15 protein-coding genes are annotated in these 13,638 nt (G+C 32.3%); 3 read left to right on the top strand and 12 right to left on the bottom strand.

All coding sequences use genetic code 11. The annotated features are described in order from the left end of the window. Nucleotides 1–63 precede the first annotated feature (63 nt). The 9 genes from JOOMADRAFT_RS17725 to pyrR all read right to left on the bottom strand — a co-directional run bounded on the left by JOOMADRAFT_RS17725 (nucleotide 64) and on the right by pyrR (nucleotide 7,921). The gene (locus JOOMADRAFT_RS17725) at nucleotides 64–978 is read right to left on the bottom strand and encodes a Ppx/GppA phosphatase family protein (protein WP_008615849.1); all 915 of its coding nucleotides are present in this window, start codon (nucleotides 976–978) and stop codon (nucleotides 64–66) included. 12 nt (nucleotides 979–990) lie between these two features. Continuing rightward, on the bottom strand, nucleotides 991–3,093 hold the full coding sequence (gene ppk1 / locus JOOMADRAFT_RS17720; RefSeq protein WP_008615848.1) for a polyphosphate kinase 1: 2,103 nt from the start codon (nucleotides 3,091–3,093) through the stop codon (nucleotides 991–993). After that, entirely contained in the window at nucleotides 3,094–3,579 is a 486-nt protein-coding gene (locus JOOMADRAFT_RS17715; protein WP_008615847.1) for a SixA phosphatase family protein, read from the bottom strand. A gap of 289 nt (nucleotides 3,580–3,868) precedes the next feature. After that, entirely contained in the window at nucleotides 3,869–4,366 is a 498-nt protein-coding gene (locus tag JOOMADRAFT_RS17710; RefSeq protein WP_008615846.1) for a CAP domain-containing protein, read from the bottom strand. A gap of 96 nt (nucleotides 4,367–4,462) precedes the next feature. Then, nucleotides 4,463–5,116, bottom strand: a complete 654-nt coding sequence (gene pdxH, locus JOOMADRAFT_RS17705; RefSeq protein WP_008615845.1) for a pyridoxamine 5'-phosphate oxidase — start codon at nucleotides 5,114–5,116, stop codon at nucleotides 4,463–4,465. Nucleotides 5,117–5,162: 46 nt separating this feature from the next. Further along, the gene (locus tag JOOMADRAFT_RS17700) at nucleotides 5,163–6,077 is read right to left on the bottom strand and encodes a ribonuclease Z (RefSeq protein ID WP_008615844.1); all 915 of its coding nucleotides are present in this window, start codon (nucleotides 6,075–6,077) and stop codon (nucleotides 5,163–5,165) included. 30 nt (nucleotides 6,078–6,107) lie between these two features. Next, nucleotides 6,108–6,440 carry a hypothetical protein gene (locus JOOMADRAFT_RS17695; RefSeq protein WP_008615843.1) on the bottom strand — a complete coding sequence of 111 codons (333 nt, stop codon included), beginning with the start codon at nucleotides 6,438–6,440 and terminating at the stop codon, nucleotides 6,108–6,110. 4 nt (nucleotides 6,441–6,444) lie between these two features. Further along, nucleotides 6,445–7,374: an aspartate carbamoyltransferase catalytic subunit gene (locus JOOMADRAFT_RS17690; RefSeq protein WP_008615842.1), complete on the bottom strand. Its 930-nt coding sequence runs from the start codon at nucleotides 7,372–7,374 to the stop codon at nucleotides 6,445–6,447. A 7-nt stretch (nucleotides 7,375–7,381) separates the two neighbouring features. Further along, the gene (gene pyrR, locus JOOMADRAFT_RS17685; RefSeq protein WP_008615841.1) at nucleotides 7,382–7,921 is read right to left on the bottom strand and encodes a bifunctional pyr operon transcriptional regulator/uracil phosphoribosyltransferase PyrR; all 540 of its coding nucleotides are present in this window, start codon (nucleotides 7,919–7,921) and stop codon (nucleotides 7,382–7,384) included. Between the two features lie 169 nt (nucleotides 7,922–8,090). Between pyrR and JOOMADRAFT_RS17680 the strand changes: the two genes are divergently transcribed. Beyond that, nucleotides 8,091–8,519 (top strand): SnoaL-like domain-containing protein, encoded by a 429-nt coding sequence (locus tag JOOMADRAFT_RS17680; RefSeq protein WP_008615840.1) that lies wholly within the window; start codon nucleotides 8,091–8,093, stop codon nucleotides 8,517–8,519. 19 nt (nucleotides 8,520–8,538) lie between these two features. On the opposite strand, the gene murA is transcribed toward JOOMADRAFT_RS17680, so the two are convergent. The 3 genes from murA to JOOMADRAFT_RS17665 all read right to left on the bottom strand — a co-directional run bounded on the left by murA (nucleotide 8,539) and on the right by JOOMADRAFT_RS17665 (nucleotide 10,917). Beyond that, complete coding sequence (gene murA / locus JOOMADRAFT_RS17675) at nucleotides 8,539–9,849, bottom strand: UDP-N-acetylglucosamine 1-carboxyvinyltransferase (RefSeq protein WP_008615838.1); 1,311 nt, start codon at nucleotides 9,847–9,849, stop codon at nucleotides 8,539–8,541. An 18-nt stretch (nucleotides 9,850–9,867) separates the two neighbouring features. Next, complete coding sequence (locus JOOMADRAFT_RS17670; RefSeq protein ID WP_008615836.1) at nucleotides 9,868–10,524, bottom strand: DUF4290 domain-containing protein; 657 nt, start codon at nucleotides 10,522–10,524, stop codon at nucleotides 9,868–9,870. Between the two features lie 96 nt (nucleotides 10,525–10,620). Continuing rightward, nucleotides 10,621–10,917: a DUF493 family protein gene (locus tag JOOMADRAFT_RS17665; RefSeq protein WP_008615826.1), complete on the bottom strand. Its 297-nt coding sequence runs from the start codon at nucleotides 10,915–10,917 to the stop codon at nucleotides 10,621–10,623. A gap of 207 nt (nucleotides 10,918–11,124) precedes the next feature. On the opposite strand from JOOMADRAFT_RS17665, the gene JOOMADRAFT_RS17660 reads away from it, so the two are divergent. Then, nucleotides 11,125–11,661: an AAA family ATPase gene (locus tag JOOMADRAFT_RS17660; RefSeq protein ID WP_040880268.1), complete on the top strand. Its 537-nt coding sequence runs from the start codon at nucleotides 11,125–11,127 to the stop codon at nucleotides 11,659–11,661. A 12-nt stretch (nucleotides 11,662–11,673) separates the two neighbouring features. Further along, entirely contained in the window at nucleotides 11,674–13,581 is a 1,908-nt protein-coding gene (locus tag JOOMADRAFT_RS17655; RefSeq protein WP_008615822.1) for a RecQ family ATP-dependent DNA helicase, read from the top strand. The last annotated feature ends 57 nt before the right edge of the window (nucleotides 13,582–13,638 follow it).

The following is a 13,638-nucleotide window of genomic DNA, read 5'->3' as shown; positions in this document are numbered from 1 at the left end:
ACAGCGTAAGCGGTCTTACATCTTTATTCAGACTCTAATAGAGTTTAAATAATCTTTTACTTTTTACTGAATTAAAGGCATATTTTTTTCTTTTTCAGTATTATAAAGCAGTTTTATAATTCCATCAGACAAGCCTATTTTAGGAACATGAATTTTCTTAGCTCCGCTCCATTTTGAAGCATTTAAATAAATTCGGGATGCAGGAATAATTACATCTGCACGATCTGGATTTAGCCCTAATTCGGAAATCCTATCTTCATAACTCATTTCTTGAAGAAATTGGTACTGTGCATTTAAATAAATATAAGATAACGGCTCTCCAGGCTTTCTACCTGACATTTTAAAGAGTTTATTGATATTTCCGCCAGAACCAATTATTTCTATGCTCTTGTACTTTTTGGAATGATTTTTTATCCATTTCTCAATATCCTTCCAAGTTTCTGCAGAAATCATTTCGTTAAGCAAGCGTACAGTTCCTATTTTATATGACTTTGAGGCTACAATCTTACTATCACTAAAAATGGTAAACTCGGTACTCCCCCCTCCTACATCAATATATAAATACGTCTTATCTTTTTCTATTAAAGTATGTAAATCTGTAGAAGCAATAATAGCTGCCTCTTTTTTACCATCTATAATTTCTATCTCAATGCCAGACTTCTTCTTAATAGTTTCTACCAACTCATTTCCATTGTTAGCCTCTCTCATAGCCGATGTAGCACAAGCCATATATTTTTCTACTCCATGAACTTTCATTAGTAATTTAAAGGACTTCATAGCATCTATCATTCTTTCACAGTTTTGCTTTGAAATCTCTCCCACTGTAAAAGAGTCCTGTCCCAATCTTACAGGCACTCGCACTAAAGAACTTTTCTTAAACTGAGTATCTTTAAAATCATACTCAATTACGTTATTTATTAATAATCTAATTGCATTCGATCCAATATCTATAGCGGCAAACTTTCTTATTTTCAACATACAAACTCTTTATTATTTACCTATTTGCTTTCTTAAATAATATTCATAAGTTTCAAACTGCGATCTATATTTAGCTCCTTTAGTCTTTCTATAGGCATTATCATGCCTTTCTGATAAAACTCTTGCTTTTACATTGTCCTTCCAACATATTTCAAAAGTATCTAATAATTCTTTTTTGATATCTTCATCATAAATTGGACAACCAACTTCTACTCTAAAATCTAAATTTCGGGTCATCCAATCGGCGGAGGAAATATAAAACTTTGGATCGCCATCATTTCCAAAAATAAACAACCTAGGATGCTCTAAAAATCTATCCACTACACTAATAGCTTCTATATTTTCACTCATTCCTGGCACCCCTGGAATTAAACAACAAGTCCCTCTAACAATTAATTGAACTTTAACCCCATTCCTACTAGCCTCATATAGTTTATCAACCATTTTATAACTTGTAAAGCTGTTCATTTTAATTTTAATAAACGCTTCTTTTCCAGCTTTTGCATTTTCAATTTCTTTATCTATTAGTTTAGAAAATGCTCTTTTAGTGTAATGTGGAGAAACTATTAAATGCTTGTATTTATTGATTTTATAATTGGTTTGAAAGAAATCAAAAACCTTATCCAGTTCCTTTAAAACCCCTTGATCTGCAGTAAAAAGTGTATAATCGGTATAAATTTTTGCAGTAGACTCGTTAAAATTTCCTGTACTTACAAAACCATATCGCACCATTTTTTCTTCTTCTAAACGCTCAATAAGACAAATTTTACTGTGGACTTTTAATCCTTGAACTCCAAAAATAAGCTTTACCCCTTCCGATTGAAGCATTTCTGCATATTCTATATTTGCTTCTTCATCAAAACGCGCTTGCAACTCTATTTGTACAGTAACTTCTTTCCCATTTTTTACAGCATTAATTAAGGAACTTGCTACCTGAGAATTTCGAGCCAGACGGTATACCGTAATCTTAATAGTTTTTACTTTCGGATCGATTGCAGCCTCTCGTAAAAACTTAATCACATTTGAAAAAGTATGATAAGGTGCGTATTGTAAATAATCTTTTTTAGCAATTGCTTCAAATAAACTCCCATCGTGAGTTAATCCTTTTACTGGTAATGGCGGGAACTTTTTATACATTAAATCAGGTCTTCCCAAACTCGGAAACCCCATATAATCCCGTCTGTTATGGTATCTTCCCCCAGGAATAACACTATCGGTATCGTCTATTCCCATTTTATCTTTAAGGAACTTTAGCGTGTCTTTTTCAATATTTTTATCATAAACAAAGCGCACAGGTTCACTCAATCTACGTCCTTTTACGCTGGAAGAAATTTTTTCGATAAAACTTTTACTTAAGTCGCTATCAATATCTAATTCCGCATCTAAAGTAATTTTAATCATATGAGCCGAAAGAGAATCGTAATTAAAGATGTTAAAAATACTTCCCATACAATAGCGAATCAAATCATCTAAAATGATAATAAATTGCTTATCTCCCTTACTAGGAAGTACCACAAACCGGTCAATAGTTCTTGGAATTTCTACCAAAGCATATCTTACATCTTGATGTTTAGCCTTAAATAATCCTTTTACACCTTCCACTTTCTGATCCGTCTTCATGGACATTTTAACTGCTAAATACCCAGCACTATCTTTTAGATTTGGAATTTCATCCAAATCGTTAAGCATAATTGTTACAAGAGCTGGACTAACTTTTTCATAAAAATAATTTTTTATAAAATCGTTTTGCTCAGGAGTTACTTCGTCTTCTTTTATCATAAAGATATTTTCAGACTCTAATTCTTTTTCAATATCACTTAAAATCCTAAGGCTTTCTGTTTGATGATTAATTACTATTTGGGTAATATCTTCCATCAAATCTTTGGCTTTAGCACCTCCTAGCACACTTTTTCCTGTTTTTCCTGAAAGCGCAATCCGTTTTACAGTAGCATAGCGCACTTTGAAAAATTCATCCAAATTATTTGAAAAAATCCCCAGAAAACGAAGCCTTTCGATAAGTGGAACTGTTGTGTCTTCTGCTTCTTGTAATACTCTGGCATTAAATTGAAGCCAGCTAATTTCTCTATTTATATATTGATTTTTTACTTCGTTCATTTATTTAAGTTGCTTTGGAAAAATAATTAATTCTGTTGTGCCATACTCAACATCTTGCCATCTTTCAATATCAAAATTTAATTTAACCACTCCAGATGTTGGAAGATTATCTATGGATTTATTTCCAAAGATATTAGAAATTGAGGTGAATGCATGATTATGTCCAAAAATCATAACATTTTTATAGCTATTATCTAATTGTTTTATAAAATTACTCACGGAAGTACCTCCAAAATCATAAAGTTGCTCTGTAATTATAACTTTAGATACATCCAACTCTAATTTTCTCATAAAAATTAAACAGGTATGTAAAGCTCTATTTGCAGGACTTGAGAATACAGCATCAATAGCTTTAACCTTTTTTTTAAGATGATTAGAGACCAAAATGGCGTCATTAATCCCTCGTTCCATCAACGGGCGGTCTTTATCATCAACACCATAATCCCAAGAAGATTTTCCGTGCCTAACAATATAAAGTTGCTTCATTATTTTAAAATTTAAACTTACTATTAAGGCTGTTTATTAGTAGCCAAAACAAACGCAGTTTACTATGAAATGAAAATAATAAATCTTTTTATCATTTTAGTGCATTGCGAGCGCTTTCTTTCCTAATAAATGATTAAAAAAACACTTCAGAATTTACTAAAATAAAGGTAAGTGAAGACTTACTAATACTTACAAATTGTATTTAATTTGAAGCAACTGAACATAAAAATAATTACAAGTAGAAAAATAGATTTGATTTATTTACACGAAATAATAGTGTGTAATTCTATTATCTTTTAACGAAGATATGAGTATAAAAATAGTCTCCTTTTTTATTCTGCATAGCAGAAATCCCAGTTGTGGTATAGTCTCCTTCAATATTTTCCCGGTGAGAATCACTCTTTATCCAAGCATCTACCACTCCTTTGGCAGTATGGTAACCATAGCCAACGTTTTCTCCTACCATAACAGCATTAACACTTTTTCGTAAATTATATTCCCTATCAGCAAAATAATCATGGTTAACTTCATTTTCAGAAATCATATACTCTGTATGCTCCTTTGCTTCCATTGATATTAAATTAAGCTTCTCTAAAGGAGATAGATTCTTGCTCATTCGATATTCATTTATTAGATGGATAACGTCATCTTCAATTTTAACATAGAAAACTGAGTTTTCAGTGTTAAGTTCTTCAATTGTTGAAACATCTTCTGAACTACAAGAGTAGAAAGATGAGAAACAACAAACTAGCAGAGCAGTAACGAATATTCTTACTAAAGCATCCATAATAGTGTGTATATGTGGTTTCTATAATACAAATTTATAGAAACAAAACCATATCATCTATGAAATGCACAAATAATCGATGAAATGCACTTTTTATTAAGGATTCAATCTTTCAATTTTCCAATCATACTCATTTTGTAAGATAAATCTGATTCTATCATGAAGTCTATTCGGTCTTCCTTGCCAGAATTCTATAGATACTGGTTTAATAATATACCCACCCCAATAATCTGGTCGCTGTATTTCTTTGTTTTCATAATATTCTTCTAAATCTTTAAGTTTTAATTCTAGTTCTTCACGAGAACTTAAAACTTCACTTTGACTTGAAACTATTGCTCCTAGCTGACTTCCTCTAGGACGCGATTCAAAATAACCGTCAGAAAGATTAGGAGCTATTTTCTCTGCTTTTCCTTTAATAATGACTTGTCTTTCAATATTGGGCCAAAAAAAAGAAGCACATAAATTGGGGTTTGCAGCAATAGCTTTTCCCTTTTCACTATTGTAATTAGTGTAAAATATAAATCCTTCCTCTGTATATTTTTTTAAAAGAACCACTCTATTTTTAGGAAAACCATCCAAACCAATTGTAGAAATTGTCATTGCATTTGCCTCATCCACTCCACCGCTTTTCTCAACTTCGTAAAACCAAGTTTGGAATAATTGAATAGGGTTATCGGGAATATTAGTCTCTAATAATTCGCTTTTTTGATATACTTTTCTATAATCGCTAAGATCCTTTTCACTTTTCATTGCACTACATTTTTCATTACTTAAAAGATAGCTGCTTTCAGTTTTTTTAGAATAAAAACTCTTTACCATCTTCTGCAAGAGCTACTTTATCAAAAACCTGTTTTGCTTCTTCTTTAAATTCATTTAAATCGTTATACCTTGTTGAGTAATGCCCCAAAATCAATCCCCCTACAGCTGCTTTTTTTGCAATAATTCCTGCTTGTTTTGCGGTAGAATGACCTGTTTCAAGGGCTAATTTTTCATGTTGCTCCAAAAAAGTAGACTCATGGTATAACATGGTTACTTCTTTAATTATCGGGACAATATCTTCCTTGTAAGAAGTATCACTACAAAAGGCATAGCTCTTTGGCTTCTGAGGGTCTAAGGTAAGTTTATCATTAGCTACTACAGACCCATCATCTAAGGTAACATCTTTTCCTTTTTTTATGTTCTGATAAAAACATTTATCAATATTATAATTTAATACAGCATTGATATCTAGCTTTCTATCTCCTAATTTTTCTTTAAACAAAAAGCCATTAGTATACACACGATGTTTTAAAGGAATTGTGAATACCTCAACTTTATCATCTTCAAAAATTAACTCAGAAGTATTAGTCTCTAGTTCATGAAAAATCAATGGATAATTAGTCCAAGCACTCCCTACTTTCAGCATTAAAGTTACCGCTTCCTTTATCCCTTTTGGTCCATAAACATGGAGCGGTGTATCCCTCCCAAGCAATCTAAAAGTAGACAATAAACCCGGAAGTCCGAAAAAATGATCTCCATGTAAATGAGAAATAAAAATATGCTTGATGCGGGCAAATTTAATCTTCTGCCTCCTTAATTGCACTTGGGTACCTTCTCCACAATCTATCAGAAAAATATGGTTTTTTATTTCTAGTGCCTGCGCTGTAGGATTTGTAAAAGCCCTTGGTGTTGCGCTGTAACACCCTAATATGTGGAGTTTAAGATTGTTCATACTATTTATAGAAGATTTACAACTGTTATCTTAAAAATCAAGATCACGTTCAATATCTTCCATTTCTATTACATCGTATGCTTCCTCTATTGTTGGTGTAACCACAAGCTCTTCATTTACATCATTAAAACTTACAGTATTGGTTACTATAACAAAGGATTTTTTTGCAGAACGATGATCTCGAGACAATTCTAGAAACTCCATTAAATCACTAGCTGAAAGATTACTTAATGAAAGTAAATTTAGTATTAAATGGTCTTTTTTATATTTTGAATACGACTCTTTAAAGCGTTCTATAAACTTTCCAAGAGAAACACTCTCTTGAGTTATTACGGTAATATTCTCTTGTCTATCAATTATCATAATCCTACTGTTTTATTTTAGAAGCCAATAAATAAATTGCTGCCATTCTAACTGCCACTCCATTTTCCACTTGATTAAGGATAATAGCCTGTTTAGAATCTGCCACATCGCTGGTAATTTCTACACCGCGATTAATAGGTCCTGGATGCATTATTATAATTTCTTTATCTAAAGAATCTAACAACGCTTTATTAACTCCAAATTGCTGCGTGTATTCTCTAGTTGACGGGAAATAACTAATATCCATACGCTCATTTTGCACTCGAAGCATATTAGCAACATCACACCATGCTAAGGCCTTTCGTAGATCGGTTTCTACTGCTACGCCTAAGGAAGTAATATATTTTGGAATCAATGTTTTGGGGCCGCAAACTTTTACATTTGCCCCTTGCAATTTTAGAGCAAAAATGTTTGACAATGCTACTCTAGAATGTAAAATATCTCCAACAATAACTACATTTTTTCCAGCAACATCGCCTAGTTTTTCTCTTATTGAATAGGAATCTAAAAGTGCTTGCGTTGGATGCTCATGAGCTCCATCTCCTGCATTTATAATACTTGCCTTTACATTTTTAGAAAGAAATACCCCAGCGCCTGGATTTGGATGTCTCATTACAACCATATCCACTTTCATGGAAAGGATATTGTTTACGGTATCAATAAGCGTTTCTCCTTTTTTTACTGAAGATTGTGCCGCAGAAAAATTGATAACATCCGCAGAAAGTCTTTTTTCTGCTAACTCAAAAGAAAGCTTTGTACGCGTACTATTTTCAAAAAATAAATTAGCAATGGTAATATCTCGAAGAGAAGGTACCTTTTTAATTGGTCTATTAATAACTTCTTTAAAATGATCTGCAGTTTCAAAAATCAATTGAATATCTGCTTCATTTAGATATTTAATTCCCAGTAAGTGGTTTACACTTAATTCGCTCATCTTGCAGCTATTTATTTATCATGTATACTTTATCTTCTCCTTCTTGCTCCTTCCACATCACCTTCACTTTTTCCTGATTAATAGCATCTACTTGTCTTCCTCTATAATCTGGCTGAATTGGCAAGTGCCTACTAAAACGTCTATCTATTAAGGTTAGAAGTTCTATTTCATTTGGACGCCCAAAAGATTGTATCGCAGTTAATGCTGCTCTAATACTTCTTCCTGTATATAAAACATCATCTACAAAAACCACATTTTTATCTTCAACTAAAAAATCGATTTTTGTTTTATTAGCTTCCAAAGGTTTGTCGCCTCTTCTAAAATCGTCTCGATAGAATGTTATGTCTAGATACCCCAATTTAATATCGGCAATTTTGTATTCTTCTTCTAGGAGTGTTTTTAAACGTTCGGCTAAAAAAACACCTCTAGGCTGAATCCCAATTAGCACTGTATTCTTAAAATCTATATGATTTTCAATGAGTTGACAAGCCAATCGATGAAGTATGATGTTGATTTCTTTCGCGGAAAGCAAGACTTTTTGACTCATATTTATAATGGAAATATATGGTTTGTAAAATTACATATTTTTAAGGAGAAAATTGCGCCTTGACAGATTTTAGTCGAATTTTTCTTCTTTTCAATCATATAATTTAGGGTTAACTCAAAGGTAACTTTTTAATTTAAAACACTTTATATCTTAGCTAAAAATTAAAACTATGAACACAAAACAAATAGCCAAACGGTTTGTTTCGCTTTTTCGACAAGGGCGTCACATAGAAATTTACCATGAGTTATATGATATGCATGCTATTAGCAAAGAAATAGAAAATCCTGTTGCTGCTATTACTGAAGGTAAACATATTATCATTAATGAATTTCTTGAAAATCAAGAAAACATTGTTGAAATACATCATAATTCTGTTTCAGAGCCTTTGATAGCCGACAATTATTTTGTTCTCAAAATGACAAGCGATATTACTTTTGCAGATATCGGTCGACGCGAAATGGAGGAATTATGTCTTTACAAAATAGAAAATGGAAAAATTACTGAAGCTCAATTTTTCTATTCTCCAATTGAGGCTACTCCCTTTTTGTTTGACCTTTATAAAAGCAAAAAGTCCCTCGAGGAGGAACTTTTTGTATAATATTACTTTTAATGAAAGCTTAATCTAAACGCACAATTTTGGCGCCAATAGCTTTTAATCTTTCATCTATATCTTGATATCCTCTATCTATTTGCTCAATATTATGAATGGTAGATGTTCCTTTTGCAGAAAGTGCTGCAATTAATAAGGAAATACCAGCTCTAATATCTGGGGAAGTCATGGTAGTGGCTTTTAAAGTAGATTTAAAATCGTGTCCAATTACGGTGGCTCTATGTGGATCACAAAGAATAATTTTTGCGCCCATATCTATTAATTTATCCACAAAGAAAAGTCGACTTTCAAACATTTTTTGATGGATCAAAACGCTTCCTCTAGCTTGTGTTGCTACCGTTAAAATAATACTCAATAAATCTGGAGTAAAACCTGGCCACGGAGCATCAGAAATAGTTAGAATAGAACCATCTATAAAGTTTTGCACCTCATAGCCATTTTTATGTTCTGGTATATAAATATCGTCTCCTTTTTGCTCAAGTGTAATTCCTAATTTTCTAAATACGGTTGGGATTTGCCCAAGGTAATCCCACCTTACATTTTTTATTGTAAGTTCACTTTTAGTCATAGCAGCCATTCCAATCCAGCTACCAATTTCAATCATATCTGGCAAAATAGTATGCTCGGTACCTCCAAGTTTCTTAACTCCTTCAATAGTAAGTAAGTTAGAACCAACACCTGTTATTTTAGCGCCCATTCTATTTAGCATGTTACACAGCTGCTGTAAATAAGGCTCACAAGCAGCATTGTAAATGGTAGTTGTACCTTCTGCAAGTACCGCTGCCATTACTATATTTGCAGTACCGGTTACAGAAGCTTCATCTAAAAGCATATATGCCCCTTTTAGTTTTTTGGCTTCTACTCCATAGAAATACTCCTCTCGATTGTATCTAAATTTTGCGCCTAACTTTATAAAACCTTCAAAATGTGTATCTAGTCTTCTTCGTCCAATTTTATCTCCTCCTGGTTTTGGAATGTATCCTTTACCAAAACGTGCTAATAATGGCCCAACAATCATAATGGAACCACGTAAGCCGCGACCATCTTTTTTAAATTGTTCCGATTGTAAATATTCTAAATGAAGATCATCTGAAACAAAAGTATAAGAAGAAACTCCTATTTTTTGAATCTTAACACCTAAGTTTTCTAGAAGCTCAATAAGTTTATTGACATCTATTATATTTGGAATATTGTGTATGGTAACTTTCTCGTCGGTAAGTAAAACAGCACAAAGTATTTGCAATGCTTCATTTTTTGCACCTTGTGGAGTGATCTCTCCTTTTAATTGAGCTCCACCTTCTATTTTAAATGTTCCCATGTAAAATTTAGTATGCTTTTAGTATCGTTTTTTACTTCTTCCTTTATTGTTATTGTTATGGTGTTTTCTAGTATTTGTAGTTCTAGACTTACTATTTGTAGGCCTACTACGTACTAAATTTTTACTTTCTGTAAGATCTTCATCAAACCTTGCTAAGTTAATTTTACCATCACTCAATTCATATAAATGATTAAAAATAGCTTTATCTTCCACCGTATCTTTGTTCCAATTAAGGTAACTTTTTTTCATGTGGTTTGCTATGGTAAACTTTAGTGCATCTTTCAACTCTCCCTCTTCCCAGCTTATACAAACATCTATCATCCGCTTAATATTATTTCCATAGAAACGATATTTAGGATGATTTTGTGGATATTCTAAAGGCTGTGGTCGCTCTTCCAACAATTCTCGTGTTGGTTTTGGGTATGGTGAATCTGCATCCAATTTAAAATCAGAAATTATAAATAACTGATCCCATAGTTTATGCTGAAAATCTGAAACGTCTCTAAGATGCGGATTCAAATTCCCCATCACTCCAATAATAGCTTGCGCTACTTTGTTTCGTTCTTCTCTATCTTCAATTGAAACGGCATAATCTACCATTTTCTGTATATGACGTCCATATTCAGGAATAATTAGTTTAGGACGTTCGCTGTTGTATTCTATATTTTCAACCAAAATTAAAATGATATTATTTAAAATGAAGTATAAAGATGCTTCAATACATCTTTATTGTTATGCAAAATAACAAATTTTATGGTGTATTAAAGAAATTTATAAAGAAATAACTCCTTCTACTGCACTAACTTCTTTGTATTTGTGTATTACGGCATCAGAACTATCTAAATTCACTTCAATAGATAAGCTTGTATATTTTCCGTTTGATGAAGTTTTTGTTTTTATAACCGCCCCAGTATTGTCAAAAATAGTTTCTATTTGCTTGATTTTCTCATCACTAGTTGGCACAATAAATTTATAAAGATATAACGCTGGCCAAGTGGTTGTTCTATCCAACTCCACTTTTAGTCTCTCATAAAATTCTTCTACTTCTTTTTTATCTTTCTCTTGCATTTTCTATCTCTTTTCTGCAAAGATAGGATTTACGAATCAATTTTTTAATTCCGATATCATTTAGTTATTTTGCTCTTTAGAAATCAACTCCCTTAGGGCAAGCCTAGAGGTAGTTAAACAAAGAAAATTTAACTTATTTCGACTTAAAAGCCCTTCCATAAACTCAGGAAAGCTTTGAAAAAATATACCTCTATGAGGGATTTAATTATGAGTACAAACAAAAAAATAGTTATTACTGGAGGTCCAGGAACTGGAAAAACATCTATAATTGATTTTTTAAAAGAAAATGGACATCAGTGTTTATTAGAAATTTCTAGACAAGTTACCTTAGAAGCGCAAGCTCAAGGCATTGAACAGCTTTTTCTTACCGACCCACTATTGTTCAGTAATAAATTACTAGAAGGACGTATAAATCAGCATAAAGAATCTGAAATCCTTTCTGGAACTATTTTTTTTGACCGTGGAATTCCAGATGTTGTTGCCTATATGGATTATGCAGGAGACAATTATCCTTCTTATTTTAAGGAAGCTTGCTTGAATTACCGGTATCATCAAATATTTTTACTCCCTCCTTGGGAAGCAATTTATACTTCTGATAACGAGCGGTATGAAAATTTTGAGCAAGCAACCGAGATCTATCATCATCTAAAAAAGACATATTTAGATAGCGGATACGAGCTTTTAGAAGTTCCTCAAGGAAGTATTTCGGAAAGAGCTAACTTTGTATTAAATAATCTTCGGTAAAATAGCTTATAAATGGAGTCGAGAAAAAGTCCTCATGAGGTTTTAAAAAAATATTGGGGTTTTTCTTCATTTAGAGAACCACAAGAACAAATTATTCAGCAAGCTTTAGACAAAAAAGATTCTTTAGTTTTATTACCTACAGGAGGCGGAAAATCGGTTTGTTTTCAAGTTCCAGCGCTTATTAATGACGGGATTTGTATTGTAGTTTCTCCTTTAATAGCCCTAATAAAAGACCAAGTAAATGCTTTAAAAGACAAAGGAATTAAAGCTATTGCTCTAACCAGCGGATTAAAATATACAGAAGTAGATTCGCTTCTTGATAATTGTATCTACGGAAATTATAAATTTTTATACCTCTCTCCAGAACGCCTTCAACAAGATTTGGTTCAAGAACGTATTAAAGCAATGAATGTTAATTTAATTGCTATAGATGAAGCGCATTGTATTTCTCAATGGGGAAACGATTTTAGACCTGCCTATAGAAATACGGCAGTTTTAAAAGAGCTTTTACCAGAAACTCCAGTAATGGCACTTACTGCTTCGGCTACAAAAATGGTTGCTGAAGACATTATTGAAAATCTTCATCTGAAGAATCCAATTACCATAAAAAAATCATTTAAAAGAGAGAATATATCGTATCGTGTATACCACTCTGAAGATAAAATTTCTAAACTAGAACAGCTCCTTAAGGAAAATACTGGCGCAGCAATTGTTTATGCAGGCACAAGAAGAACAACCGTAGAAACAAGCGAAATACTTAATAAAGTAGGAATAAGCGCTACTTTTTTCCACGGAGGGATTTCTAATACCGAAAAAAATAAAAAGCTCGACGCTTGGCTAAACAACCAAACTAGAGTAATGGTTGCCACAAATGCTTTTGGAATGGGAATAGACAAAGCAGATGTTGGAGTTGTAGCGCATCTTGATTTTCCAGATTCTTTAGAAAGTTATTATCAAGAAGCAGGACGAGCGGGAAGAAATGGAGAAAAAGCCATTGCCGTAATTATAAAAAATCAAAGCGATGAAGAAAGTCTTAAAAATCAATTTATAAAAACATTACCTAGTGTTGATTTTATAAAACTGCTGTACAAAAAGCTAAACAATTATTTTCAAATTTCATACGGAGAGGGTTCAAATCAAACGTATCCTTTAAATTTTAATTTGTTTTGCCACACCTACAAACTCAATTTACGGATTGCCTATAACGGACTCAAAATGCTCGATAGGCATTCTGTTATTTCATTATTAGAAACCCACTTAAAAAAGACAACTGTACAGTTTATTGTAACCAATTCTCAATTATTCTATTATTTAGACCAAAATCCTTCTGTAGAAAAAATAGTACAACATATACTAAGAACCTACGGTGGAATTTTTGACTTACCAACCAATATTAATCCGCTTGCAATTGCAAAAAAAATTGGCACCTTCGAGCAAAAAATCTTGGATGTTCTTACACAATTACAAAAAGATAACATTATTACGCTTGAAGGATCTGACACAGATGCCACAATAACATTTTTAGTTCCGCGAGAAGACGACAAAACAATAAACGTTATTAGCAAGCTTATAACACAACAAAACGAACTTAAAACCCAGCAAATTACGCAGGTTTTAAGGTATGTTAATAACGACAAAGTTTGTAAAAGTATTCAACTCCTTACCTACTTTGATGAAAAAGTAAATGAATCCTGTGGTATTTGCTCGGTTTGTTTACAAAAGAAAAGTAAGATTTCTTCGGATGTTTTATCTATTGCCAAAGAAGAAGTTTTAAAATGCTTAAAAAAAGCGCCACTTAGCTCTAAGGAATTATTAGAAAACATCACTTTTAAAGAAATGTATGTTCTTGAAGCCTTAAAAGAACTTTCTTCAGAAGAAATTATAAGTGTAAACCAAATTAATCAATATTACATTCTGTAGAGAATCCCTCTCAAAATTTCTTAATAATCTCAGTATCTTTGACACTAAATTTTCAGA

This window comes from Galbibacter orientalis DSM 19592 (genome assembly GCF_000260115.1).
Taxonomy (GTDB): Bacteria; Bacteroidota; Bacteroidia; order Flavobacteriales; family Flavobacteriaceae; genus Galbibacter; species Galbibacter orientalis.
Note: the sequence above shows the minus strand (reverse complement) of the source record. Positions and strands in the feature narration are given on the sequence as shown.

Bases quoted from the DNA above. Each gene is read 5' to 3' on its own strand.
- JOOMADRAFT_RS17655 (WP_008615822.1), top strand. From the start codon at position 11,674: ATGGAGTCGAGAAAAAGTCCTCATGAGGTTTTAAAAAAATATTGGGGT.
- JOOMADRAFT_RS17665 (WP_008615826.1), bottom strand. From the start codon at position 10,917: ATGCAAGAGAAAGATAAAAAAGAAGTAGAAGAATTTTATGAGAGACTA.
- JOOMADRAFT_RS17690 (WP_008615842.1), bottom strand. From the start codon at position 7,374: ATGAGCGAATTAAGTGTAAACCACTTACTGGGAATTAAATATCTAAAT.
- ppk1 (WP_008615848.1), bottom strand. From the start codon at position 3,093: ATGAACGAAGTAAAAAATCAATATATAAATAGAGAAATTAGCTGGCTT.
- JOOMADRAFT_RS17695 (WP_008615843.1), bottom strand. From the start codon at position 6,440: ATGATAATTGATAGACAAGAGAATATTACCGTAATAACTCAAGAGAGT.
- murA (WP_008615838.1), bottom strand. From the start codon at position 9,849: ATGGGAACATTTAAAATAGAAGGTGGAGCTCAATTAAAAGGAGAGATC.
- JOOMADRAFT_RS17660 (WP_040880268.1), top strand. From the start codon at position 11,125: ATGAGTACAAACAAAAAAATAGTTATTACTGGAGGTCCAGGAACTGGA.
- pyrR (WP_008615841.1), bottom strand. From the start codon at position 7,921: ATGAGTCAAAAAGTCTTGCTTTCCGCGAAAGAAATCAACATCATACTT.
- JOOMADRAFT_RS17700 (WP_008615844.1), bottom strand. From the start codon at position 6,077: ATGAACAATCTTAAACTCCACATATTAGGGTGTTACAGCGCAACACCA.
- pdxH (WP_008615845.1), bottom strand. From the start codon at position 5,116: ATGAAAAGTGAAAAGGATCTTAGCGATTATAGAAAAGTATATCAAAAA.
- JOOMADRAFT_RS17715 (WP_008615847.1), bottom strand. From the start codon at position 3,579: ATGAAGCAACTTTATATTGTTAGGCACGGAAAATCTTCTTGGGATTAT.
- JOOMADRAFT_RS17710 (WP_008615846.1), bottom strand. From the start codon at position 4,366: ATGGATGCTTTAGTAAGAATATTCGTTACTGCTCTGCTAGTTTGTTGT.
- JOOMADRAFT_RS17725 (WP_008615849.1), bottom strand. From the start codon at position 978: ATGTTGAAAATAAGAAAGTTTGCCGCTATAGATATTGGATCGAATGCA.
- JOOMADRAFT_RS17680 (WP_008615840.1), top strand. From the start codon at position 8,091: ATGAACACAAAACAAATAGCCAAACGGTTTGTTTCGCTTTTTCGACAA.